General features: G+C 61.8%; 22 protein-coding genes and 1 pseudogene. 7 read left to right on the forward strand and 16 right to left on the reverse strand.

Translation table 11 applies throughout. The annotated features are described in order from the left end of the window. Nucleotides 1-125: 125 nt before the first annotated feature. Nucleotides 126-1064, forward strand: a pseudogene (gene ligD, locus YUO_RS41565) (non-homologous end-joining DNA ligase). Between the two features lie 36 nt (nt 1065-1100). Here the strand turns inward: ligD and YUO_RS0124510 are convergent. Genes YUO_RS0124510 through YUO_RS43925 form a run of 3 tightly spaced genes read right to left on the reverse strand, consistent with a single transcriptional unit; the run spans nt 1101 to nt 2782 of the window. After that, on the reverse strand, nt 1101-1613 hold the full coding sequence (locus YUO_RS0124510; RefSeq protein WP_028349656.1) for a metallophosphoesterase family protein: 513 nt from the start codon (nt 1611-1613) through the stop codon (nt 1101-1103). Continuing rightward, nucleotides 1610-2017 carry an NUDIX domain-containing protein gene (locus tag YUO_RS45000; protein ID WP_083754698.1) on the reverse strand — a complete coding sequence of 136 codons (408 nt, stop codon included), beginning with the start codon at nt 2015-2017 and terminating at the stop codon, nt 1610-1612. Before YUO_RS45000 ends, YUO_RS0124510 begins: the two co-directional genes overlap by 4 nt. Nucleotides 2018-2065: 48 nt before the next feature. Then, entirely contained in the window at nt 2066-2782 is a 717-nt protein-coding gene (locus YUO_RS43925; protein ID WP_051379614.1) for a hypothetical protein, read from the reverse strand. A 143-nt stretch (nt 2783-2925) separates the two neighbouring features. On the opposite strand from YUO_RS43925, the gene YUO_RS43930 reads away from it, so the two are divergent. Continuing rightward, on the forward strand, nt 2926-3513 hold the full coding sequence (locus tag YUO_RS43930) for a TetR/AcrR family transcriptional regulator (RefSeq protein ID WP_051379615.1): 588 nt from the start codon (nt 2926-2928) through the stop codon (nt 3511-3513). 2 nt (nt 3514-3515) lie between these two features. Here the strand turns inward: YUO_RS43930 and YUO_RS46465 are convergent, their stop codons facing one another. Both YUO_RS46465 and YUO_RS0124535 read right to left on the reverse strand, forming a co-directional pair. Then, nucleotides 3516-3659, reverse strand: a complete 144-nt coding sequence (locus tag YUO_RS46465) for a hypothetical protein (protein ID WP_156908751.1) — start codon at nt 3657-3659, stop codon at nt 3516-3518. Between the two features lie 391 nt (nt 3660-4050). After that, nucleotides 4051-4653, reverse strand: a complete 603-nt coding sequence (locus YUO_RS0124535; RefSeq protein WP_028349658.1) for a TetR/AcrR family transcriptional regulator — start codon at nt 4651-4653, stop codon at nt 4051-4053. 195 nt (nt 4654-4848) lie between these two features. On the opposite strand from YUO_RS0124535, the gene YUO_RS0124540 reads away from it, so the two are divergent. Both YUO_RS0124540 and YUO_RS0124545 read left to right on the forward strand, forming a co-directional pair. Beyond that, entirely contained in the window at nt 4849-6090 is a 1242-nt protein-coding gene (locus YUO_RS0124540; protein WP_028349659.1) for an efflux RND transporter periplasmic adaptor subunit, read from the forward strand. A 26-nt stretch (nt 6091-6116) separates the two neighbouring features. Then, nucleotides 6117-9305 (forward strand): efflux RND transporter permease subunit, encoded by a 3189-nt coding sequence (locus YUO_RS0124545; RefSeq protein ID WP_028349660.1) that lies wholly within the window; start codon nt 6117-6119, stop codon nt 9303-9305. A gap of 326 nt (nt 9306-9631) precedes the next feature. On the opposite strand, the gene YUO_RS41580 is transcribed toward YUO_RS0124545, so the two are convergent. Next, on the reverse strand, nt 9632-10633 hold the full coding sequence (locus YUO_RS41580) for an NmrA/HSCARG family protein (RefSeq protein ID WP_051379616.1): 1002 nt from the start codon (nt 10631-10633) through the stop codon (nt 9632-9634). Between the two features lie 119 nt (nt 10634-10752). Between YUO_RS41580 and YUO_RS0124560 the strand changes: the two genes are divergently transcribed. After that, a complete protein-coding gene (locus YUO_RS0124560; protein ID WP_347335942.1) occupies nt 10753-11688 on the forward strand; it encodes a LysR family transcriptional regulator in 936 nt (311 codons plus the stop codon). A 418-nt stretch (nt 11689-12106) separates the two neighbouring features. Here the strand turns inward: YUO_RS0124560 and YUO_RS47885 are convergent, their stop codons facing one another. Then, nucleotides 12107-12454, reverse strand: a complete 348-nt coding sequence (locus tag YUO_RS47885; protein ID WP_235782815.1) for a DUF3313 family protein — start codon at nt 12452-12454, stop codon at nt 12107-12109. Between the two features lie 860 nt (nt 12455-13314). Here YUO_RS47885 and YUO_RS0124570 point away from each other — a divergent pair. Together YUO_RS0124570 and YUO_RS0124575 are read left to right on the forward strand one after the other, a co-directional pair. Next, nucleotides 13315-14028, forward strand: coding sequence for a response regulator (locus YUO_RS0124570; RefSeq protein WP_051379618.1), 714 nt, complete (start codon nt 13315-13317; stop codon nt 14026-14028). Nucleotides 14029-14615: 587 nt separating this feature from the next. Then, nucleotides 14616-15464 (forward strand): alpha/beta hydrolase, encoded by an 849-nt coding sequence (locus tag YUO_RS0124575; RefSeq protein WP_035727470.1) that lies wholly within the window; start codon nt 14616-14618, stop codon nt 15462-15464. Here the strand turns inward: YUO_RS0124575 and YUO_RS45015 are convergent. The 9 genes from YUO_RS45015 to YUO_RS0124615 all read right to left on the reverse strand — a co-directional run bounded on the left by YUO_RS45015 (nt 15394) and on the right by YUO_RS0124615 (nt 24887). After that, on the reverse strand, nt 15394-15792 hold the full coding sequence (locus YUO_RS45015; RefSeq protein WP_083754699.1) for a Rieske (2Fe-2S) protein: 399 nt from the start codon (nt 15790-15792) through the stop codon (nt 15394-15396). The two genes, YUO_RS0124575 and YUO_RS45015, sit on opposite strands and share 71 nt — an antisense overlap. A gap of 40 nt (nt 15793-15832) precedes the next feature. Continuing rightward, nucleotides 15833-16537, reverse strand: a complete 705-nt coding sequence (locus YUO_RS0124580) for an ABC transporter ATP-binding protein (RefSeq protein ID WP_028349664.1) — start codon at nt 16535-16537, stop codon at nt 15833-15835. After that, entirely contained in the window at nt 16530-17306 is a 777-nt protein-coding gene (locus tag YUO_RS0124585; RefSeq protein ID WP_035727472.1) for an ABC transporter ATP-binding protein, read from the reverse strand. Before YUO_RS0124585 ends, YUO_RS0124580 begins: the two co-directional genes overlap by 8 nt. Continuing rightward, nucleotides 17306-18355 (reverse strand): branched-chain amino acid ABC transporter permease, encoded by a 1050-nt coding sequence (locus tag YUO_RS0124590; protein ID WP_028349666.1) that lies wholly within the window; start codon nt 18353-18355, stop codon nt 17306-17308. The genes YUO_RS0124585 and YUO_RS0124590 overlap by 1 nt, the downstream gene beginning before the upstream one ends. Next, nucleotides 18352-19224 carry a branched-chain amino acid ABC transporter permease gene (locus tag YUO_RS0124595; protein ID WP_028349667.1) on the reverse strand — a complete coding sequence of 291 codons (873 nt, stop codon included), beginning with the start codon at nt 19222-19224 and terminating at the stop codon, nt 18352-18354. The genes YUO_RS0124590 and YUO_RS0124595 overlap by 4 nt, the downstream gene beginning before the upstream one ends. A gap of 74 nt (nt 19225-19298) precedes the next feature. Beyond that, a complete protein-coding gene (locus YUO_RS0124600) occupies nt 19299-20453 on the reverse strand; it encodes an ABC transporter substrate-binding protein (RefSeq protein ID WP_028349668.1) in 1155 nt (384 codons plus the stop codon). An 80-nt stretch (nt 20454-20533) separates the two neighbouring features. Continuing rightward, nucleotides 20534-21739, reverse strand: a complete 1206-nt coding sequence (locus YUO_RS0124605) for a xanthine dehydrogenase family Fe-S subunit (RefSeq protein ID WP_028349669.1) — start codon at nt 21737-21739, stop codon at nt 20534-20536. Then, the gene (locus YUO_RS0124610) at nt 21736-22572 is read right to left on the reverse strand and encodes an FAD binding domain-containing protein (protein WP_028349670.1); all 837 of its coding nucleotides are present in this window, start codon (nt 22570-22572) and stop codon (nt 21736-21738) included. The genes YUO_RS0124605 and YUO_RS0124610 overlap by 4 nt, the downstream gene beginning before the upstream one ends. Then, nucleotides 22569-24887, reverse strand: coding sequence for a xanthine dehydrogenase family protein molybdopterin-binding subunit (locus tag YUO_RS0124615; protein WP_430649561.1), 2319 nt, complete (start codon nt 24885-24887; stop codon nt 22569-22571). Before YUO_RS0124615 ends, YUO_RS0124610 begins: the two co-directional genes overlap by 4 nt. Nucleotides 24888-24930: the final 43 nt, after the last annotated feature.

Raw genomic sequence — 24930 nt, forward strand, 5'->3', positions numbered from 1 at the left:
GTCAACGTCGCGCACTCTGGGATTTGCCGCGGCGTCTGACGGAACATGCCATGGCTTTGAGCGTTCCTTCATTCTTGAAGGACGTCCATGCATTACGCAACGCGCTCTGAAGGATTGGCCCTTGAATGAGCCGGACGTCAACCCTGCCCAAGCGCTTACAGCCGATGCTCGCCACGCTCACCGACGCGCCGTTCGACGACCCCGGCTGGGTTTTCGAGGACAAGTACGATGGCTTCCGGATGGTCGCGGAAATCCGACGGGGCAAGGTTGCGCTCTACAGCCGCAACGGCAAGATCATCAGCCGCAGCTATATCGAGGTCGCCAAAGCGCTGGAGGGCGTGAAGGGGCCGTGATCGACGGCGAGCTCGTCGCGATCGGAAAGGACGGCGTCTCGCATTTCCAGCTGCTGCAAAACGCGCTGCGCCATGAAGCGAAGCTTCTGTATTGCGCCTTCGATCTCTTGTTTCAGAACGCAGCGGATTTGCGCAAACAGCCTCCTCTCGAGCGCAAGGAGCGGCTGAAGGCGATCCTGCCGCGCCACCGGCTGATCGCCTTCAGCCGTCACCGCAAAGCGAACGGCACGAAATTCTTCGCCGAGGCCGAGCGGAAGGGTCTGGAAGGCATCATGGCGAAGCGCGCCGACAGCGCGTATACGTCCGGAAGCCGGACGGCGGATTGGCTGAAGATCAAGACGGCACAGCGGCAGGAAGTGGTGATCGCGGGCTTCACGGTGCCCAGGCGCACTAGGCCGTTCTTCGGCGCCCTGGTCCTCGCCGTGCGGGAAGACGACGCATGGCGCTACATCGGACATGTCGGCACTGGCTTCAGCCACAAGGTCCGGGAAGAGCTCCATGCGAAGCTCATGAAGCTGACGACCCCTAAATCACCCTTCCCTGCCAAAGTGAAGGACGAGGCCGCCACGACGTGGGTCAGGCCTTCGCTGGTTGCCGAGGTCAAATTCGCGGAGTGGACGAGTAAGGGCGAACTGCGCCAGCCTGTCTACCTCGGGCTCCGACAAGCGGGCGAAGGATGTCGTGCGCGAGCGAGAACGTCCGCGCAAATAGCGCTTCCCTTCGGGCGTAACCGGCAAACGGAACGAATTAACGCATTCGCCTCCTCCGCTGTGAACTCCCTGCGCGGTGGTGCACGCTGTCGCCTCCAAGGTCGTGGATTTCCGGTCGCACGCCCGCGCGCGTGACTTCGAGCGTCGCAAGCGTGATCGGCAGCTTGAAACGCCGGGGTCCCGCGCTGCCGGGATTCAGGTAGAGAACGCCACCGATCGTGTCGATCTTCGGCACGTGGGAATGCCCGGAGACGATGACGTCGATGCCGGCGCCGGGATCGACCTGCAGGGTCTTCAGGTCGTGCAGAACGTAGATCGACTTTCCCGCCAGGCGCACGAGATTCGTGTCGGGGTAGTCGCGGGCCCACTCGCCACTGTCCACGTTTCCACGGATGGCCGTGACGGGCGCGATCCGGCGAAGCGCGTCGACGATCTCGGGGCGCCCGATGTCGCCGGCATGGATGATGTGATCGACGCCCGTCAGACCTCGTTCCGCCTCGGGCCTCAACAGGCCGTGCGTGTCCGAAATGATTCCAATCCTGAACATCATTTCCCGGCGCTCTCAACCGCGATTGCCAAAAGACGATCGAGAAACTCTACCTGAGCCGACAGCATCTTGGTCCGCGCGAGCTCGATATCAAACCATTCCGCGCGGTCGACTTCAGGAAAGCTCTCCCGTCGACCGCTTCGGGGCGGCCATTCAATATCGAAGGTATTACTGGTCAGCGCCACCGGATCAAAGTGGCCCTCTCCGGCGAATGCGATGACACGCTTCCCTCCTCGCTGTCGGACCTCCCCCAGGGCCTGGAGTGGATCAATCGAAGCGCTCGGGCCGAGTTCTTCGGCAAACTCGCGCAGCGCGACGTGCTCCGGAGCATCTGCTGCATCGATCTCGTCAGCAAGCGATCCTCTGCGGCGACGAGCAGACCCGATTGCCGTTTTGCTCGCTCTAATATCCTATTCTACGATGGGCACGTAATCGACCTGTACCATCGCGCACGCTCAACCAGCCATCGCCATCGCCCCGAGCACACGAGGGGCAGACCTGAGCTTGGTCATGATCACAACGTGGACCAGGAGATCGGCCGGAACCAGCATCGCGGGCACGAAGATCCAGGGCAGCGTCCCCATGACGAGCGTGCCCGGCCCTTCCGTGAACACGCGGAATGGCGTGCCCGGGACCGACAACATCGCAAGAGTGAGTGCGGTAAGCAGATCGAGCAGTCCGAACGCGTTCCAAGCGCCGAGCCATAGCTTCGGCATTTTGACCCCAAGTACCAACAACGGCACGAGCAGGAGCGCTACCGCGCCCGTAATGATATCGCCAATAGCGGCGACCGGCGCGAACGGTGCCGACAGTCGCCCGTCGAAATAGAGAAGCAAGAAGAACACGCCGGCGACACGGCCGGCATGCACCGCCACCAGAGCTGGCATTGGAACCGACAGCAGTGCGTCGCGCGCCTGCGGGATCAGCACCCAGGCTCCAAACAGGATCGCAAGAAAAAGGGTAAAAGGCACAAGATTGACCGGAAACGGGCCAAGAACCCCAGGCGAGAGGACCCCCAGCCCATAGACTGCGACGACGGCTGCGAGCCACACCGCCGTCGCAGCAAAAAGGGCAATCTTGGTTGCTCCGCGAAGGAACGCAGGGCCAATCAACAGACCCGCCTGGGCCGCGCAATACGCGGTGGCAAAAATCGCCGCGACGATATCGAGCATAGTGACCTCCCGAAGCGTTTGCTGCTGCGCCTCAACCGAACCCGGCGTATGATAATGAACACCGTGTTCGGAACAACAGACAGCCTGTGGCCTGCCGTTCGTTACCGAACGATCGACGGCACCAGTCTGGAAAAAGGTGAGGAATGGAAGAGATCGACCGGCGCGTCGCGCGCACGCGGCGAACGCTTCACGAGGCACTGATCCGACTGATCATGCGCAAGGGCTACGATACCCTAACCGTGCAGGAGATCATCGACGAGGCCGATATTGGCCGCGCAACTTTCTACGCCCACTACCGCAGTAAGGACGCTCTCCTCCGCGGCGGCTTCGAGCGGCTTCGCAGCGAGTTGAAAGCCGCACGACAAGATGTGCGGCATGGCGGCGAGCGGGATCCGCCCCTGACATTCAGCTTTGCGATGTTCGAGCATGCTTGCGCCTACCGGGATGTTTATCGCGCCATGTTGGGAGGACAGGGCAGCATCATCGCCGTCAACGAAATCCGCCGCGTCCTTTCCGAACTGGTGAAAGAGGAATTGCCGACGCTTGGCGACGATGACGTGGTGCCGCGCGAGCTGATGCTGCAATTCGTCGTGGGAACGTTTCTGACAACACTGACATGGTGTCTCGAGAAGCGGCCGAAGCTGGCGCCTTCCGAGGCGAACGCCATTTTCCGTCATCTGGTGATGCAAGGCATTGGGTGGGCCATCGTCTCGGACGGCCGCCAACGGTAGGATCAATGCTTTGCGGCGATGGCTGCGTCGATCGACACCCGCCTCGCCAGTACCTGCAACACGATGCCAAAGGGCGCCTCGATCAGCGATGCCGGGCGGCGTCGCCTTGACGTCGGGTAGATTGCGGGAATGACCACGAGCGTCATGCCGGTCCGCCCCTGTGCCATGACTGAACATGATTGCAGCAACGCGCTGCGTAACGATTCAGTCAGCCGTTACGCCGATGGCGAAATTGCAGCACGGCGCCAATTGCGCACACGTGGCCAGCTACTAAGCAGTACGAGCTCAGCGTTGTCGGATTCTCGGCTCACGAAGCCTTGCTATGTCCCATTGTGCCGACTGTCGGGAGGTTCGAGTTAGGGGAGCGCTACTGTTTTTGCCAACACCAACCGAACCTGCGATATCTTGTACAATCCTTCATGAGGCAGTTCATGCGCGTTCAGGTTACGGCCTTTGAGATGTACGAAGGACACGAACTGCCATAGAGCATGTCGGAACCACCGCCGCGCAGCGGGGCTGCAGCTGAACTGCGGATCATCAACGTTTCGTCGACTGTTCCTCGAAAACTTTGACGGATACGTTCGCCACTTGGCGCAGTGCTTCGCGATCGGCGCCCGATGATGCCATCACGCCCATGCCGGCGGACACCGCCGAAAGATAGCGCGCCAGCGCGGCAGCGTCGGCGGTCTGCTTCAGATCGCCCTCTTTCTTCGCCCTGACGAAGCGTTCGCGCAGCTGATCCTCGGTCAGTGCACGGCGCGCTGCGAGTTCGAAGGGAACGTTCTCCGAACCGGTACCACAAGCAAGGCCGCCTTGCACGAGCAGGCAACCGGGCGGATTGTCGGGATCGGTTTGGCTGTCTGCGGTACCCATGAGCATCCGCTCCGCGACGTCGCGGGCTGTCGGCGCGTTTAAAACGCCCTCCATCCAGGCCGCACGTTTGGCCGTGTACCGGTCGAGGGCAGCTTTCAGAAGACCTTCCTTATTTCCAAATGCCGCATAGAGGCTCGGCGGGTTAATGCCCATCGCCTCGGTAAGCTGGGCAATCGTCGCGCCCTCATAGCCATGTCTCCAGAAGACTTCCATCGCCTGATCCAATGCGGCATCGGCGTCGAATTCTCTCGGGCGTCCCATGGCCATTCGCGTTACTCCCTTGAAGCCGACGCCGTTTTCCGCTCGGCGTTCTAACCTTCTGATTTATCGTGGTTCTTTTATTTGATTTCCAGTCTTGCGGCTTGCGACATAAGATTTTCGTAGTGTACAGTACATAAGTATCTTGCGGACCGTCGTCCAGCTCCATATCTGTAGCGAACACTACATTTATGGAGCGCGCAAATGCCCCCATCTGTCAATACCTCCCGTTCCGGCCGATTCCGACGCGTTGTCGGCGGCGTTGCCATCATCGGCGTCCTCGCGGCGGCCGGTTCGATCGCGAGCGGCCGCTATTTTCATGCAGCCCAAGCGACCACAGGGACCGCACCCGAGCAGGCGGTCTCGGTCACGATCGCCGTGGTCGAGCCGCGTCGGACGGCGCTGTGGGATGATTTCTCCGGACGTCTCGAAGCCGTCAACCGCGTCGAGCTGCGCCCACGCGTCGCTGGCGCGATCCTGTCGGCCAACTTTGCCGAAGGCGCGCTGGTGAAAGCTGGCGATGTCCTGTTCAAGATTGATCCCGCGCCCTATGCCGCCGAAGTGGATAAGGCGAGCGCGCAGCTCGAGGCGGCAAAAGCGCGTGCGATCTTCACTGCGAGCGAAGTCGAGCGCGGTGCGCAGCTCGTCGGCAACGCCGTCGTCACGCGGCGCGATTTCGATCAGCGCGACAACGCCAATCGCGAAGCGATCGCCAATGTGAAGGCCGCCGAGGCGACGCTGCAGACTGCAAAGCTCAATCTCGACTACACCGAAGTCCGCGCACCCGTCGATGGCCGCGTCGGCAAGATCGAGGTGACCGTCGGAAATCTCGTGGCCGCGGGGACTGCCTCCCCGGTCCTGACCTCTCTGGTCTCTGTCAACCCGATCTATGCGAGTTTCGATGCGGACGAAGAGATCGTGCTGCGGGCGCTGAACTCCATTGCAGATCATTCGGGCAAGCGCGGCAATCTTGATCAAATACCCGTCGAGATGAACACCTCCGGCGGCACATCGGCCAAAGGCCATATCCAGTTGATCGACAACCAGGTCAATGGCCAGAGCGGCACGATACGCGTCCGCGCGGTATTCCAGAACGAGGATGGACGCCTCATCCCCGGACAGTTCGCGCGGGTGCGGATGGGCCAGCCTCAGCAACAGACACTGGTGATGATCGACGAGCGAGCCATCGGTACCGATCAGGATAAGAAGTTCGTTATGGTGGTCAGCGACGACAACCGCGCGGTCTATCGCGGAATAACGCTCGGCGGCGCCGTCGACGGGCTCCGCATCGTGACGGGTGGCCTAAAATCCGGTGACCGCATCGTCGTGAACGGCCTACAGCGGGTACGCCCGGGCGCGCTCCTGAAGACCGAAATTGCGGAGATGGGCTCGCGCAGACCGCAGCAAGCATCGAACGCCGGCAGCCGGCAAATCGTGCAGCGCTAACCACCGTCAGCGCCTGGGGCATAGCAATGAATCTCTCAAAGTTCTTCATCGATCGGCCGATTTTTGCCGGCGTGCTTTCGATCGTGATCTTCCTGGCCGGCCTGATCTCGCTCTTTGCCATGCCGATCTCGGAGTATCCGGACGTCGTGCCGCCCTCCGTCGTGGTGCGCGCGACCTACCCCGGCGCCAATCCGAAGGTGATCGCGGAGACAGTGGCAACGCCGATCGAGGAGCAGATCAACGGCGTCGAGAACATGCTCTACATGAGCAGCCAGGCAACCACCGACGGAGCGATGACGCTGACAGTGACGTTCCGCCTCGGCACCGATCCTGACAAGGCGACACAGCTGGTGCAGAACCGCGTCCAGCAGGCCGAGCCACGCCTCCCGGCGGTGGTGCGCCAGCTCGGCATCATCACCAAGAAGAGCTCGCCCGACCTTACCATGGTCGTGCATCTGCTGTCGCCAAACAACCGCTACGACATGACGTATCTCCGCAACTTCGCGGTGCTGAACGTCAAGGACCGCCTTGCGCGGATCGACGGCGTCGGTGATGTCCAGCTCTACGGTGCCGGCGACTACTCGATGCGCGTCTGGGTCGACCCGCAGAAGGCCGCCGAGCACGGCCTGACCGCAAGCGACATCGTGAGGGCGATCCAGGCGCAGAACGTCGAGGCCGCCGCCGGCGTGGTCGGCTCCTCGCCGAGCGTCAAGGGCATCGACCTTCAGATGTCGGTCAACGCCGAAGGTCGGCTCGCGAGTGAAGAACAGTTCGGCGACATCGTGGTCAAGACCGGTTCGCGTGGCGAGGTGGTGCGGCTGCGCGACGTCGCGCGCATCGAATTAGGTGCGTCCGAATACGGCCTGCGCTCGCTGCTCGACAACAAACAGGCAGTGGCGATCCCGATCTTCCAGGCGCCGGGCTCCAACGCGCTCCAGATCTCCGACCAAGTCCGCGCCACCATGGCCGAGATCAAGAAGAACATGCCCGAGGGCGTGTCCTACCAGATCGTCTACGACCCCACGCAGTTCGTGCGCTCGTCGATCGAGGCGGTGATCCATACACTGCTGGAAGCGATCGCGCTGGTGGTCCTGGTGGTCATCCTGTTCCTCCAAACCTGGCGGGCTTCCATCATTCCGCTCCTGGCCGTGCCGGTTTCGATCGTCGGCACATTCGCCGTGATGCACGTGTTCGGCTTCTCCATCAATGCGCTCAGCCTGTTCGGCCTGGTGCTCGCGATCGGCATCGTCGTCGACGACGCTATCGTCGTGGTCGAGAACGTCGAGCGCAACATCGAGGCCGGGCTGTCGCCGCGAGACGCCACCTACCAGGCAATGCGGGAGGTCTCCGGCCCCATCATCGCGATCGCTCTGGTCTTGATTGCCGTATTCGTTCCCCTCGCCTTCATCTCCGGCCTCACCGGGCAATTCTACAAGCAGTTCGCGCTGACGATCGCGATCTCGACCGTGATCTCGGCAATCAACTCCCTGACGCTGTCGCCGGCATTATCGGCGTTGCTGCTCAAGGGCCACAACGAGCCCAAGGACAGGCTGACCCTCATTCTGGAAAAAGGGCTCGGCTGGTTCTTCCGCGGCTTCAACCGCGCCTTCGCGCGCGCCTCGGAGAATTATAGCGGCAGCGTGTCCAAAGTGATCTCCCGCAAGGCGGCGGTGATGGGCGCCTATGTGCTCCTGATTGGCCTGACCGCCCTGCTCTTCCAGCAGGTGCCGAGCGGCTTCGTCCCGGGCCAGGACAAGCAGTACCTCGTCGGCTTCGCACGCCTGCCTGACGGCGCCACGCTCGACCGCACCGAAGAGGTCATCCGCAAGATGAGCGACATTGCGCTGACGCAGCCCGGCGTCGAGAGCTCGGTGGCGTTTCCCGGCCTGTCGATCTCCGGTTTCACCAACTCCTCCAACGCCGGAATCGTGTTCTCTACGTTGAAGCCGTTCGACGAGCGCAAGGATCCCGCGCTGAGTGGCCCTGCAATCGCGGCCGAGCTGAACAAGAAATATGCCGGGATCCAGGAAGCCTTCATCGCCATGTTCCCGCCGCCGCCGGTCAACGGGCTCGGCACCATCGGCGGCTTCAAGCTCCAGATCGAGGACCGCGCCGGCCTCGGCTATGACGCGCTGAACGAGGCGACCAAGGCGTTCATGGCCGCGATGCAGAAGGCACCGGAAATCGCCGGCGTCTTCTCGAGCTTCCAGGTAAACGTGCCACAGTTGTTCGCCGATATTGACCGCACCAAGGCCTTGCAGCTCGGCGTGCCCGTGACAGAGGTCTTCAACACGCTGCAGATCTATCTGGGCTCGTACTACGTCAACGACTTCAACAAGTTTGGCCGCACCTATTCGGTCCGTGTGCAGGCCGACGCGCCGTTCCGCGCGCGGGCCGACGACATCAGGCAATTGAAGGTGCGCTCTGCGTCCGGCGACATGATCCCGCTCTCGGCACTCCTGAAGATTCGCCAGAGCGCCGGGCCTGAGCGCGCGATCCGTTACAACGGGTTCTTGTCCTCCGACATCAACGCCGCGGCAGCGCCCGGCTATTCCTCCGGCCAGGCCCAGGAAGCGGCCACGCGCATCGCCGCCGAAGTGCTGCCGCCTGGCTTCGCCTTTGAATGGACCGACCTGACCTATCAGGAGTTCATCGCCGGCAACTCCGGCATCTGGGTTTTCCCACTCGCGATCCTCCTCGTGTTCCTGGTGCTGGCTGCGCTCTATGAGAGCCTGACCCTGCCCCTGTCGATCATCATGATCGTGCCAATGGGGTTGCTTGCCGCGATGTTCGGCGTCTGGATGTCGAAGGGCGACAATAACGTCTTCACCCAGATCGGGTTGATCGTGCTGGTGGGATTGTCTGCCAAGAACGCGATCCTTATCGTCGAATTCGCGCGCGAACTGGAGTTCGCAGGTCGTTCGCCGATCCGGGCAGCGATCGAGGCAAGCCGCCTGCGGCTGCGTCCGATCCTGATGACCTCGATGGCATTCATCATGGGCGTCTTGCCCCTAGTGCTCTCGACCGGTGCCGGTTCGGAAATGCGCCGAGCTATGGGCGTCGCCGTCTTCTCTGGCATGATCGGCGTCACGGTGTTTGGCCTGTTCCTGACACCCGTGTTCTATGTTCTGTTGCGCACCGTCACGGGACTGAAGCCACTGACCAACCATTCCGCCAGTGTAGCGACCGGTCATGCGCCGGAGCCCGGGCGCTAACAGTGGTTGGCCGCGGTCAAGCGTCGAGCGCCCGTAGGCCGCGGAACACTTGCGAGCCGCGGCCCTTCGGCGAGGAGCAGAACGAGCCGCGCACGATCGACGAATAGATCAATCTCGACAAGTACGATCCGCCTTGTGTGCGCGAGTAGGCTTGCGACTGCACCGGCGCTTTTTATTGGCGTTATGGACCAGTGAATTTCTTGCTGGTCTGAGCGCTATTCTCAAATCGCTAAAGCTTTTGGCTACCATCCATCTCATGGATAGCAGGCGTTGCTGGTAAGGCGGCCGCCGCCGCCTGCACCTCAGTCAGCCGGCGGCAGCCGTTCTCACATCGGTGCAAGTTGGGCGTGATCGGGCTCAGGAGCGGCGCCATAAGACAGCAAGTCGCCTTGCCAATGACTGCGTTTCAGGAATTGCTCCCAGGTCAACGCATGCGGATCGATTTTCCGGCTCCACGTCAGGTCGCGCTCGGGGGCGAAGTAGCCATACTCGACGGCGTATTCGACCATGCCCACCAACTCGCGGACGAGATGCTCATCGGCGGCAAAACCCGGAAAGTGACGCAACAAATCTTCACGCGAATAAGCGGAGGCGTAGCGCGCCCGCTGCCCGCTGACGCGCACAAACGTGTCCACCATGTCCTGCGCCGAGAGAAACTCACCGATAACCGGCAGGGTTTGGCCGGCGTATTGCGTCGGGTGATCGAAAATCTCGCGCACCGCCGGCCCAGCCGCAGTGAGCGGATCACAGAACGGCATGGGGATGTGCGGCGGCAAGTAGATGGCAAACGTGATGCCGTCCTTCCCGCGCTGCGGCACATAATATTCAAGGAAGTTGGTGTAGAAGAACGCCAGGTACACGAACGAGCTGCGAATGGGCAGGCTGCGAATATAGTCTACTACCTTCGCCTTGTCAGTAAAGTGCGGCGCCCACTTGGTGCCGCCGGTGCGCGCTTCGACGTTTTCGAGCCCGCTGAAAACCACATGTCCGACGCCAGCGGCCACCGCCGCATCGGCCAATTCCTTGCCGAGAGTAAACTCAAGTTCAGCGGGCGGCACTTTGACGATGGGTGGCGTCATCAAAAACGCCCCTGCCGAGCCGCGCATAGCCGCGGTCAGTTCAGCCTGCTTGCCGGGTTCAAGCGGCGCGACCACGACTTCGGCGCCCTTCTCCGCCAGGATTTGCGCGGGCTGGCTGTCGCGGCGCCGAGTCAGGGCACGCACCCGGTAGCGCCCGCTGTCGAGCAAGGCCTCGGCGACGCTTCGACCTTGCTTACTCGAGGCACCGACTACGGTTATCAAAGGTTTGGAGGTATCGGCTTGGATCATGCTATTTCTCCTTTTCTCGAGGGCGTGAAACGCTGCCGCCCGATCTCACCATGGCCTCGCAGGTGAGCGCGGCGCGGGTCTGCCCTGGTGCACGAAGTCTCGACTGATCCGAGCTATATTTGAAATCGAAGAAATGTTCGGCTACTATCCATCCAATGGATAGCAAGCGCCTCGATCTCAATCTGTTGGTCACTCTCGAGACGCTGCTGGTGGAGCAGAACGTCACGAAGGCGGCGGCCCGCCTGCATCTGAGCCAACCAGCGGTAAGCGCGCAGCTACACCGCCTCAGGCATGAACTCGATGACCAATTGCTCATTCCTGCACAGCGAGGGATGACACCGACCGCCAAGGCAATCGAACTGCTCGACCCGTTGCGCCAGGCGCTCGACCAGGTTCGCGCCACCGTCGCCACGCACAGGAACTTCGATCCCGCCAAGGCCAAGCTAACCGTCGCCATAGCCTGCACAGACTATTTGCAGGCAGCGGTGATCAAGCCGCTCGTCGTGGAACTCAGAACACGGGCACCCGGGGTGCGTGTGGCGCTGCGCAATCTGGATCTGCCGCAGCTGGAGGCGCAGATGGCGCGCGGTGAAGTCGACCTAGTGCTGATGACACCACAGGATGCGCGGCCCAGTCTTCGTACCAGGCATCTGTTCGACGAACGCTATGTGCTTATCGGCCGCTGCAAGCATCCGCGACTACGGAAAGGGATCACGGTCGAAGAATTTGCCAGGCTGGAGCACGTAGTCGTGTCCCTTGGTGGCGGCGGCTTCGTGACACCGGTGGACAGCGCTTTGGCTGCTCTCGGATACAAGCGCAATGCGGTGCTATCTGCCGCTTCATTCTTGTTCGTTCCTGAAATCGTGTCCGACTCGGACTTCGTGGCTCTGGTGCCGGAAAGGCTGGTACGCGACCGTTCCAACACGCTCAAGGTGATGGACTGTCCGTTCCCCGTGGAAGGCTTCGCCGTCGGGATGGTGTGGCACGAGCGCAGTCAGGGACACAGCGGACAACGCTGGATCCGAGAGGCGATCGCCTCACTGATCAATACTTAACGACTCTGCAACGTGATAACCCTTATTGGCCTTGCAGTCGGGCAAGCACTTTTCTCGATCGCCAACACCGCTTTATCTGAACCCACCGTTCTAACCAGGCGATAAAGGTCCCATGACGATTTCGATTCCGCCGGTTCTTTACCTGAAACAAATGGAAATTACGAGCGAGAAGGCCGTCTGAGACTAACCGGGTTACGCAGAAATACGTTGTACTGACGCACGCACGTCACGTAGCTCGTTGGCAGCATATCCGCGAGCGGCAGATTCAGATCGGGCACCCAGAGATCGGTCGCCCTGCGGTCTTCTCCGGCACAGCGCCGCGGCACAGCCATCATTTCGTTTCGTCAATGCGGCGAATGCCTGGCTCTCGCAACGGTCAACAATCACCGACATTCGGGTCGTTATGTGCTCATTGCCTTTATAGAAGACCGATGCCGGCACCTTCGAAAGGGCTCTCACCCTTGCTGAGCAGTTTTGCGAAGTCATCGCCGAATGCCCCCGCCAAGTCGTACGCGTCACTCGCTTTCGATGCCCTGGGTGTGCTGAAAAAGGCGGTGGCACCTCTACCCCAGACCATGGCCGCCTGCTGTCGGCCCGAGCGGTCGACTGCTTCAGCCTCGATGGAGAGATCTCCCAAGCCGATCGGAATGCGCGGGATCGGGATCGGAACACTGGTATCCACAAAACTTGCACCTATTGAGGTCGCGGCCGAGATGCCCGCTGCGACCTCGTCTGTCTCTGTTGCACGGGTAACGGCGGCGCGCACGGTGAGGTCCGCTGGGACGTCCGGCGTCACAACCTTGAAGCGATCGCTGAGGCTTACACAGGGCGCGGTTCACGGCGTTCGCCACCAGCACCCGCTGCTCGTTCGATAGCGTTGGTGCGACGTTAGGAGAGAAGGCCGTCGGTGCTATGTTGATGGTCTTCGCCGCCGCCAGTTGCTCCTTTTTTGCGTGAAGGCGCGACTTCGTGACCTTGCCATCGGATGGCTTCAGTCCATCGTAGGACGATAAACCGCCACCTTGCACAAGCGGGGCAGTCGCGCAGCCTGGCAGCAAGCTAACAAGGGCCAACATCGCGGCAAACTTCGAATAATGCGGCCGACGGGCGTCGATTCCATTCCATGGCTGGTAGCTTGATACGGAGTGGCGCCCGATCTCGCAGCGCGGCCTCCGCTTCGATGGCGACCTTGATGGCCCCGCGGCGAGAAGGACCTGAACAAGCGTCGCTGCCGAACTTCCACCCGCAAAATGTGCTAAGCGTATTGCCGCAACCAACATCAAGGCCATCACACCCGATAACTGCTGACATGTGCTTAAAAAACACCTCCTCCGTAGAAGCCGGATCAAGCGCGACATGCGATACCTGACCCGACATGGGCTGCAGAAAGGAAAAGCCTCATAGGACCTGGATCGATTGATTGTGGCGGTGGAGCGCATTCAGACCCCCTGGTGGTTGAACCTTGGGCCCTTGATAGCCGGCTCACATGTCTTGGAATCTGGCCGCACATGACCGAATGTTGCTGATCCACCGCCCTTTGTGTCGAAAGATGTCCAAGTGAGTTGAGGACAACCTTTGTTACAAAACCCGCCCCAACCTGCCTCGATGTGACTGGACTGAATGCCGATGCACATACCGCAAATTCTCGTTGTCGATGATGACCTTGAAATTCGAAAGCTTCTGGCGCGCTACATGAAGGAGCAAGGATTTCGTGTGCAACTCGCTTCGAAGTGTGCAGAAGTGCGGGAGCGGATTGCGACCAGCCAGATCGATCTCATCGTCCTCGATGTCATGCTGCCCGATGGATCCGGGCTCGATCTTTGTCGCGATCTTCGCTCGGAGCGGTCGAATGTCCCGATCATTCTGCTCACTGCGCTGAAGGAAGACGTAGACCGGATCATCGGTCTCGAGATCGGCGCCGACGACTACCTCGGAAAGCCGTTCAATCCGCGCGAGCTTGTCGCTCGCATCCGCGCAGTCCTTCGTCGCGGTCAAGATGACCGTTTCACGCGGAACGGGAGGGTTCGCTATCTTTTTGAAGGCTTCGTAGCCGATCCGTTTGCCCGTTCGGTGGTCGATCCGGACGGTGGCAACATTGAGCTAACGGGCGCCGAGTTTGATCTGCTTCTCACTCGTCCCGGCCGCGTGCTCTCACGGGACCAATTGCTCGATCTGACAAGGGGGCGCGATGAAGACGTCCTGGACCGCTCGATTGATGTGCTGGTCAGCCGCCTGCGACGTAAACTTGCACTCGGCGGCACAGCTCAAATTTTCAAGACTGTCCGTAATGGCGGTTACCAGTTTGCCGCCAAGGTCACTCATTTGGATGAACGGATATAAACACTCCTCGTGCCAAGGCGGTCCGCGTCCAGCGTCGACCATCACTGCTCCAGCTTTGATCACGCCTGCGTCAGAACCGCTACCATCTGCAATACACGATCGCAGTAAATCGTCGTCTCGCGTGCGAAATCGCGGTCCCTGGTAGCGGGGAAAACTCTTCTCGCACCAACCAAACCTACGATATCTCATCCAATCCATCGCGCGAGGTCGTCCATCGGCATCTGCCAGATGGGTAGCGTCCCGGTGCAACGGGACAGATTCAACGGCACCGCTCCTCACCTCTGGTACCGATGCACCATCTCGACGATGCGTCTCGCCGCAGCCACTGCTGCGGGACGCTCTTGAGAGAAATTCAGCCTGATACTGTTCGGATAAGGACCCGAACTCAGTGCCTGGCGTTACGATGACGTCTGCCTGATGGCGCAGCAAGCGCACGAAAAACTGTGACGCTAACGAGTTTGCCAAGGTGTACCAATATGTAAAGCACAGCACTTGCCGATCTTTCGATTGCCGGCACGGGCCGCGCGAATATACTGGCCCCAAGAACACGTAGTACTGCTGCAGGAGCAATTTGTGTGAACGATACCATGGCGACAAAGGATAGGCCTTCAGATCCCCGGCTGAACTGGGCTGCGCTTTCCCAAGCCGAGCGCGACGCTGCCTATGACAACAATGCGGCGGTAAAGAACAGCGCAGCGCTGATCGCCGAAAGAAACCAGATGTCCGAAACGCTGCGCGCCAGCCGCAAGTCCTTTCTTGATGTTCCCTATGGCGACCGCGAAAGGACGAAGGTCGATCTTTATCCGGCCGCCGACAAGACAGCACCCTGCCTGGTCTTTCTGCACGGCGGTTACTGGCAGCGCAATTCGCGTGAAGTATTTGCAATGCTGGTCGAAGGCGTCGCGGCCCATGGCTGGTCGGTTGCCATTCCCGGATATTCGCTGGCGCCCGACGTTTCGTTGACGGACATCGTAGCGGAGATATCCCAGTCGCTCGATTGGTTGGCCAAAAACGGAGAGGCGCACGACATCTCCGGGCCCGTCGTGCTTTCGGGCTGGTCGGCTGGCGCCCACCTCGTTGCAATGGCACTTGATCATCCGCGCGTCGCCGCAGGACTGGCGATTTCCGGCGTGTACGATCTTGGGCCCATCCGCGATACTGGCCTTAACAATGCGCTGAAGCTAACCAGCGCGGAAGTCGCGGCATTATCGCCGCTTCGCCTCCCCGCCGTCCACAAGCGCCTCGACATCGCCTATGGCACGGCCGAACTACCGGCGCTAGTTTTCGATTCAATCAAGCTTCATGAAATGCGTATCGCCGCTGGCGGGCCCGGCAAGCTCTTCCCGATCGAAGGCGCGGACCATTTCAGCATCCTCGCAGAACTGCGACGCCCCGACGGCGCGCTTGTCGATATCGCCCGCAAGCTCGTCCTATAGCACTTGCCTGGATTATTGGCGTCTTGATCGCGCCTGCGTCCATCCAGACTTGGTCGTCCCTGATCTGGATCGGGTATAGCCGCAACGGCCGGCTCGGCCAGCCGTAGGAAATCCGGCCATTACGGAGATCGAACGAAGCCGCGTGACGGGGACAGAACAAGCGCCCTCCCGACAAGTGTCCGAGACTGAGGTCGGCCTGTTCGTGCGGACACATCCGTTCGCAGGCGACCGCGCGTCCTTCGCTCCAGACCAGGATCAAATCGACGCCGGTCACGCGGACACAGACGATCGTTTCCGAAATCAGCCGGCTGAACCCGCAGACCGGCATCCATTGCCCATCGCCTGACAATGCCGCCGTTTCGGGCCGCTCATCCGCCAAGATAGGCCTTTCGCACGTGCTCGTTCTCGATCATCTCCGCACCAGCCCCGGAAAGAACAATACGGCCGCCTTCCAGCAGATAGGCGTGGTCGCACATCTCGAGCGCCGCAAACGCGTTCTGCTCCACCAGCAGGACCGTCGTTCCGGCATCGCGGATGCCGCGGATGATGGCAAAAGTTCGCTCGACGATGTTGGGCGCGAGCCCAAGGGAAGGCTCGTCGAACATGATCAGGCGTGGACGTGACATCAGCGCCCGGCCAATCGCCAGCATCTGCTGCTCCCCGCCTGACAAGGTGCCGGCGGCCTGCCGCTTGCGGTCGGCCAGGCGCGGAAATTCGGCATAGATCCGATCGCGGTCCGCCGCGATCTCGGCACCACTGCTGCGCAGATAGGCCCCCATGTCGAGATTTTCCTCGACCGTCATGTGCGGAAATACCCGCCGTCCTTCCGGACAATGCGCGATCCCGCTCGCCACCACGCGCGGCGGCTTGGCGCCCGCGATGTCCCTGCCTTCGAACAGCATCGATCCCGAATGCGGTGCAACGAGCCCGGAGATCGCGCGCAGCGTGGTGCTCTTGCCGGCGCCGTTGGCACCGATCAGGGCGACGAGCTGCCCGGCCTTGACCTCCAGCGAAATGCCGCGAAGAGCGGTTACACCGCCATAGCCACACACCATGTCGCGGATCTCAAGCACGTGTCGCTCCCTGCCCGAGATAGGCCTCGATGACAGCCGGATCGTTCCGGATCACGTCCGGCGGTCCCTCGGCAATGATCCGGCCGTAGTTCAGCACCACAATTCTATCAGAGACGCTCATCACCATCGGCATGTCGTGCTCGACGAGCAGGATGGTGACGCCGCGATCCCGGATGTTGCGAACCAACTGCACGAAGGTGTGGGTTTCCGAGGCGTTCATGCCGGAGACCGGCTCGTCGAGCAGCAGCATCGACGGCTCGGCGGCCAGTGCCAGCGCCACACCGACAAGACGCTGCTCGCCATAGGACAGCGAGCCCGCAAGATCGTAGGCGCGGCGTTCGAGCCCAACCCATTCGATCAATTCGCTGGCGCGCTCCCGCAAACGGCGCTCCGAAGACCGCGCGCGCGGCAGCCCCAGAATGGCTGCGAGAAGGCTGACTCTCCCCTGACGGTGCAGCCCGACCAGCAGATTGTCGTAAACGGTGTCGTTCGGAAAAACGCTGGTGCGCTGGAAAGTGCGGGCCAAACCGAGATCAGCGATCTGATGCGGCTTCAATCCATTGAGCGCGGTTCCACGATAGCTCACGGCACCGCGGGTTGGGTCAAGAAAGCCCGTAACGACGTTGAAAGCCGTCGTCTTGCCGGCGCCGTTAGGCCCGATCAGGCTTACAATCTCACCCTCGCCTACCGTGAAGTTCATGTCCGAGAGCGCAACGAGCCCCCCGAAGTGCACAGCGACCTTCTCGACCTTCAAGGCGGTCGCTATCATCACGCGTGCTCCTTGGCGTCGCGTTCGGAGAATGCAACCGGAGCAACAACCGTCTCGACCCGGCTCCGCGGTTTCGCAAATCGCAACGCCAGCGACGGCACGATGCCGCGCGGCAATACGAACAGGATAACGATCAGCACACCGCCATACGCGATCCATTGCGCCTCCGGCGCCATGATCGGCCGCAGAAACACAGGCAACAGCCCAAAGATCATGCCACCGACGATGGGCCCCGCCAGCGAGCCCTTGCCGCCGGTGATGACCATGATCACCATCGTCACCGTGTTGATGAAAGCAAACACTTCGGGATCGATGATCCGGATGTAGTGTGCGTAGAGACTGCCGGCCGCGCCTGCGATCCCTGCCGAGATCACCGCTGCCAAAGTCAGCGTCTTTGTCACGTCGATGCCGACGGATACCGCCAGCGTTTCGTTTTCCATCAACCCGCGCATGGCGCGGCCGAAATGCGAATGGACCAGGCGCGAGATCAGAACATAGGTGACGACCGCGACGGCAAGCACGAGGTAATAGTTCTGCAGTTTGTTGCGGAGGGTCAGATAACCAAGACCCGGCAATCCGATCGTAATCGAAGGAATGTTGGTCAACGCCAGCGGGCCCTGCGTCAGCTCAACCCAATTCAGCGCCACCAGCCGGACCACTTCGGCAAAGGAAATCGTCACGATCACGAAGTAAGCGCCGCGCACGCGAAACGACAACAGCCCCACGAGATATCCGCACAATCCCGCAACGACGATGGCCAACACGAAGCCGACGATTGGCGGCCAGGGGGTGTGAACGACGCGAAAGCCGAAGGGCAACCCGACATCGAAGCCAAGCGACGTCAATGCGCTGACATAAGCGCCAATGCCGAAGAACGCGATGTGACCGAGGCTGAGCTGACCGGTAAACCCAAGCAGCAGATTGAGGCTCATCGCTCCAATGATGAAGATGCCGGTCGTGATCAGCGCGTTCATGAGATACGGATCGCGCAGCCAGAGCGGCACCGATGCGAACGCGAGGATCGTGAGAATGGCGACCCCTGACTTCATCCGACGCGCTCCGAGCGGGCGAAAAGTCCGGTCGGCTTGAAGATCAGAACCGCGATAATGATCAAAAAGCCCATGGCGTCGCGATATCCCGAGGAAACGTAGCCGGCGCCGAGTTCTTCGGCGAGCGCCAGGATGAAACCGCCAATCACCGCGCCGGTGATGTTGCCGAGCCCGCCAAGGATCACGATCGCGAATGCCTTGACGGCGGCGAGATCGCCCATCTGCGGGAAGATGACGTAGACCGGACCGAGCAGTGCGCCTGCCGCGGCGGCAAGGCTGGAACCGATTGCGAAGGTCGAGGTGTAGATCAGGTCGACGTTAACGCCCATCAGCGATGCGGTGTCCTGATCCTGAAAGGTCGCCCGCATCGCACAGCCGAGTTTTGTCCTGTTGATCAGGAGATAGGTGACGACGATCAGCATCGCCGCTGCGGCAAGGACAAACAGTCGCAACCAGGACACCGAGACCGGTCCCAGCACCAGTGGCGCCTCGGGGAACGGCGTGGCCACCGATTTCGCCACGCCGCCCCATATCCACAAGGCGCCGGACTGCATCGCGATCCAGGCGCCGATCATGACCAGCATGGTCGTGTCGATGTCGGAGCCGCGCAGCGGCCGCAGCAAGGTCAATTCGATCGCCGCCCCAAGAAGCCAGCCGGCGACAACGGCGAGGGGCAGCGCAAGGAAGAAATTAATTCCGAGCTGATGCACCACGATGAACATGATGTAGGCGCCGAACGTATATAGCACCCCGTGCGTGAAGTTCACGACGTTCATGATGCCGAAGATCAAGGTGAGACCGATGCCCAGCAGGGCATAGGTGCCGCCGAGCACCAGCATGTTGATCAGATGTTGCAGAAACTCGCTCAAGGTGGCTCCCAGATATCCAGATGCCGGCGAGGGCCGCGGATTCGCCGCCGTCCTCGCCGACCAGCAGCGTGACGTCAGAGCGTCTTCATGCCGATCTTGCCATCGGTGATTTCGATCAGATACACGTTGGGCTGGCTCTGGCCGCTTTCCTTGCCTTCGGGACCGGACTTGCGGAACACGATATCGCCGTTCAGACCCTTCACCTTGATGTCCCAAAGTGCCGCCTTGATCGCCGCAGGCTCCGCCTTGCCGGCCTTCTCGATCGCCGCCGCCGCGGTGCGGATGCCGTCATAGCCACGGAAGCTTTCGGTGCAGCCCGCGAAGTCGTAACCGCGCTTCTTCCATTCGGCGATGAAGTAGCTGGTCGCCTCCGGGTTCGGCGTCTTCTCGGGGAACCAGGGCAGGAAGGTCGTCAGATGCATGGTGCCATTCGCGGCGGCACCCGCCTGAGCGATGATCTGATCCGGATTCTGTGAGCCGCCGGTGGTGATGATGCGCTTCTTGAGGCCGAGTGCGGCGGCCTGCTTGAAGATCAGCGTGAGCTGGTCCACCGCCGTCGTCACGATGATGGTCTCGGAATCAGTGCCCTTCAGCTTGGAAAGCTGCGCGCTCATATCCTGGGCGCCCTGATCCATGGTTTCGACGGCTCCGACCGCGATACCCTTCTCCTTCATCATCTTGCTGAAGTCTTCGGCGGTGCCGCGACCCCAGTCATTGTTGATGACGAGGAAATCGACCTTCTTCAGTTCGAGCTTGTCGACGATTCCCTTGAACGCCGCGGCCTCGATCGCCGACGGCGGCGAGATGCGGAAGATGTAGGGATTGCCGGTCGTGGTGATCTTGCCCGACGAGGAGGTCTCGACCACCATCGGCGTCTCGTATTCCATCAGCTTGGGCATCACGGCAAGCGTGAGGCTCGAGCCCCATGCTCCCATCAGCACCGGCACCTTGTCGCTCGTGATCAGCTTTTCAGCGACTGCGGCTGCTTCCGTAGGATTGCTCTTGTTGTCCTCGATGACGAGTTCGAGCTTTTTGCCTAGAATGCCGCCCTTTGCGTTGATCTCATCGGCAGCGATCTTGGCGCCGTTGACAACGTAGGTGCCGGACGCGGCGAACGCCCCCGTCAGGGGCTCATTGACGCCGATCTTGATGGTTTGAGCGTTGGCGACACTACCCAGCAAGGCGAACGCCAGCGCAACCGTCGGAACAAGTCTGAAAGTCCGTATCATGTGGTTCTCCAATCTCACGCTGTTCATCTATCCGCAGTCCAACCCTCGTGGTTTCCGCGCCGCGCGGAGACGTCGATTCATCACGTCGCTCCATCATTCTTGGATAAGAAACGGCCAACCCAACCCGCGACCCGCGCGCGCAAGAGGCCGAAAACCAGCGCCATTCCGTTCAGCTCGGCCGCCGTAGCAACGCCCGGTGACGCGCCCGAGAGGCGGCGGTCGAGATTGCCGGCAAACTCCGCGATCAATCGCGCCGCGAGATCGCGTACCAGCCCTGGTCTTCCGACCTGCGCCAGCATGCCCGTAAGCGTGTAGCCGATGGAAAGTTCGACACGTGTCCCCTGCTCGATCGGCACCAGCCGATAACGAATTTCGCCCTGCGTCGACGACCGGCTGCGCCGGTCGTTGCCGACGCCGACGATGCGGCCGGACATATCGGCGGGGTTTCGCTCGACGCGTGCGGCCCCCTGGAATGTCGCGGCGATCGGGCCAATCCTGACCCGGATCGCACCTTCGACGTGGTCCGGCTTCGGCGGCGCCGTCAGCGATGCGCCGGGCAGGCAGGCCGCGACGGCCGCGATGTCGTCGAACATCGCAAAGACCTGCTCAGGCGGGTGCGCAACGCTGAACTGCTGCTCCAGGACGGTGGCCGGGATGAAATCCGGGATCGAAGGGGCCGGACCGACCGCTTCGGGCGACGTTTGTTCGCTTGCTGCCGGCCGAATGCGTTCGGCCCGGTCGGCACCGTCGTGCACGCTTCGACCTGAGCCAACAGGACCCAGGATCTTTCGCCCTCCATCCCGCATCGGCGCGATATCGCGGGCACGCCGCGCTTCGATTACCGATTGCACCGCCCGCACGATGCCGACATAGCCGGTGCACCGGCACAGATTGCCGCTCAAACCAACGCGGATCAGGCGCTCGTCGGCTTGCGGCAGACGCATCACCAAATCGCGCGCCGAGACCAGCATTCCCGGTGTGCAGTAACCGCACTGCAGCGCATGCTCGCGGGTGAAGGCCGCGCGCAGTTCTGTCGTAACCTCGTCCTCATCGAGTCCTTCGATCGTGGTGACCTCTGCCCCTTCGCAGGCCACCGCATAGGTGATGCACGAACGCGCCGGCACCCCGTCGAGCAACACGGTGCACGCCCCGCAGACGCCGTGCTCGCAACCGAGATGGGTCCCGGTCAGATCCAGCTTCTCGCGAACGAAATCTGCGAGGTGGGTGCGCGGCTCCGCAAGAGCCCGCACCGCGCGTTGGTTCACGGTGAGTGCAATCATGTTCATGCGGCGGCCTCGCTGACCGCTCGCTTGAGCACGTTCACATGAATATGGCGATGCGCGGCATTCGAGACGCCCGCTTTTGCCAGCAGGACATCAGCGACACGCGCATCGAAGCGATCCTTATAATCGCCGGCAATGCGTCCGCCGAACAGCTCTGCCGCACTCGTGATGACGATCGGCGCCGAGTCGATCGCACCGATCACGACGCGGGCGGTTGCAGCGCTCGGATCGATCAGGATTGCGCCGATCGCATGCGCGAATTCACCTGTCTTGCGGCAACTCTTGCCATAACCCCAGTGCGCCGTTGCCGGGATCGCCGGGACATGAATGGTTTCGACGATCTCGCCATCGCGCAGCGCCGATTCGAGCGCACCGACGATGAAGTTCTCCATCGCCACCATCCGCGCGCCTGAAAGGCTTCGCAGCGTCAATCTCGCACCCAGCGCCGACAGCGCGGATACCCAGTCTGCCGCGGGATCGGCATGGCTGAGAGATCCGCCGACCGTGCCGCGATTGCGGACCGCGCGGTAGGCGATGTTGCCGGCGACGCCCTGCATGGCGCCGCGCGTGACGTCCGGAATGCGTCCATCCTCAATGTCCGCATGGGTGACACAGGCCCCGAGCACGAGTTCGTCGCCACGACGCTCAACCTGCTTGAGTTCGGCAAGACCGGTGATGTCGACGATCAACTGCGGTTCCACCAGCCGCAGATTGAGCATGGGACCAAGCGACTGGCCGCCGGCAATGATCTTGGCGGAAGTTTTGGCCTCGCCGAGCACGGCAAGTGCCGCCTGCAAGTCGCGTGGACGTTCGTAGCCGAAAGGCGCCGGTTTCATGCCGCCGGCCTTTCTGCGTCGCGCGCGGCCAGAATCGCCTCGACGACGCGATATGGCGTAATCGGCGACTGCATCAGTTCAGCGCCGAGCGGCCGCAGCGCGTCGTTGACGGCGTTGGCGATCGCGGCGGGCGGAGCGATGGCGCCGCCCTCGCCGATGCCCTTCACGCCGAACTGCGTGTAAGGCGATGGCGTCTCCATGTGATCGAGACGTGGCGCCGGCACTTCGGTCGGCCCGGGCAACAGATAATCCGCAAGCGTCGTCGCCAGCGGCTGGCCGGCTGCATCGAACGGCATCTCCTCGTACAGCGCAGTGCCGATGCCCTGGGCGAGACCACCATAGATCTGGCCGTCCACGACCATCGGATTGACGAGAACGCCGCCGTCTTCGACGATGACGTAATCGAGGATCTCGACTGCTCCGAGATCCGGATCGACGGCGACGACCGCGGCATGCGCGGCATAGCTGAAGGTCCCGGTATCGCGCTGCGGCTTGTAGCCTGCCGTGACCTCCAGTCCGCCGGGATCGACGTCAGCAGGCAGATCCTGCGGTCGGCGATACCAAGTATGGGCGATCTCCTTCAAGGTGACACTGCCGTTGATGCCGCGAACTTCGCCGTTCTGCAGCACCACCGCAGCCGGTTCGTGCTGCAACAGCTTGGCGCCGATGCGTCTGGCGCGCTCGCCCAGTTCGCGGCACGCGGTTGCGACCGCGCCGCCTGCCATTACCATCGAACGCGATCCCCAGGTGCCGGTCGAATATGGCGTCATCGCCGTGTCGCCGAGGATCAGGCGTACCTTGGCGACATCGACGCCCAGCATCTCGTGCGCGACCTGGGCCAGCGTCGTCTCCATGCCCTGCCCATGCGAATGCACGCCGACCCTGACTTCGAGGCCGCCGTCCGGTGTCAAGCGCGCCGACGCCTGTTCATGGCCGGGCACCATCGGAATGCCCCAGCCGGAATAGACCGAGGTCCCATGCGCGGCCTGCTCGCAATAGATGGAGAGGCCGACGCCGATTCGGCGTCCATCTGCCTCGCCGTTGCGCTGGCGTTCACGCACGCCTTCGATGTCGATAGCTGCCAGGGCGCGTCGCATCGCCTCGGGATAATCGCCGCTGTCGAAGTGCTTATTGGTGATATTGTCGAACGGCATCTGCTCGGGCTGCACCAGATTGCGCAGGCGCACTTCGCCCGGTTCCAGCCCGGCTTCTGCCGCGACCAGATCGAGCATCAGTTCCAGCGCGAAGCAAACGCCGGTACGCGCCACGCCGCGATACGGCAAGATCGGACACTTGTTGGTCGCGACCGAAAACGTCCGGCAGCGATAGGCCGGCATCAAATAAGGTCCCGGCAGGATGCTGGCGATCTGCGCCGCCTCAAGGCACGCCGAGAACGGATAGGACGAGTAAGCGCCGGAATCGACGGTCGCTTCGCAGTCGATGCCGCGCAGCCGACCGTCACGATCGGCATAGACGGTGATCTTGTAATGGTGCTCGCGGCAGTTCGAGCTGGCGGTGAGATGCTCGCGGCGATCCTCGGTCCAGCGTACCGGATGGCTGCGACGCATCGTCAGCCAGGAAAGGCAGACTTCCTCCGGCAGAAGGATTCCCTTGTGGCCAAAACCGCCACCGACATCAGGCGAAACGATGCGTATCTGACCCTGCTCGATGCCGAGGCATTCGGCAAGGCCGCTCCGCGTGATGTGCGGCATCTGGGCCGAGGAATAGAGCGTGATTTGATCAAGGCGGTGATCGAAGGTCGCGACCACGCCTCGCCCCTCGAGCGGCGCCATGCATTGCCGCGCGGTCGATATCTCGCGCGACACCTTGATCGGCGCATCGAACGCCTTGGAGATGTCGACCTCGAAATTGGTTTCGAGAAAGACGTTATCGCCCCAATGCTCATGCACCAGCGCCGAACCCGGCTCACGCGCCTTCCGCATGTCATAGACGGCAGGAAGCTCTTCGAGATCGAGCGTCACCGCCGCCGCGATGTCCTCGGCTTCGGCACGCGTGTGCGCTACGCACATGGCGACGAGTTCGCCGACCTGGCGCACCTTGCCGGTGGCAAGCACCGGCTGCTCGGAAATCTTGAATCCCGGCAACCCTGAAACCGCGCGGATCGGATTGACGCCGGCCAGATCCGCCGCGGTAAAAACGTTGGCGCAATAACGCTCCGGCACGTCTATGCCGCGGATCAGCGCATGCGCCAAAGGGCTGCGCACAAACGCGACGTCCTGCAACCCGGCAAGGCGGATGTCGGCCACGAACTGGCCGCGGCCTCGCATCAGCCGATCGTCTTCCTTTCGCGGCATCCGAGCGCCGACGCCTTGTCCGGCGCCCGCTCCACCTGCGAAA

It is taken from the genome of Bradyrhizobium murdochi (genome assembly GCF_000472965.1).
Classification (GTDB): domain Bacteria; phylum Pseudomonadota; class Alphaproteobacteria; order Rhizobiales; family Xanthobacteraceae; genus Bradyrhizobium; species Bradyrhizobium murdochi.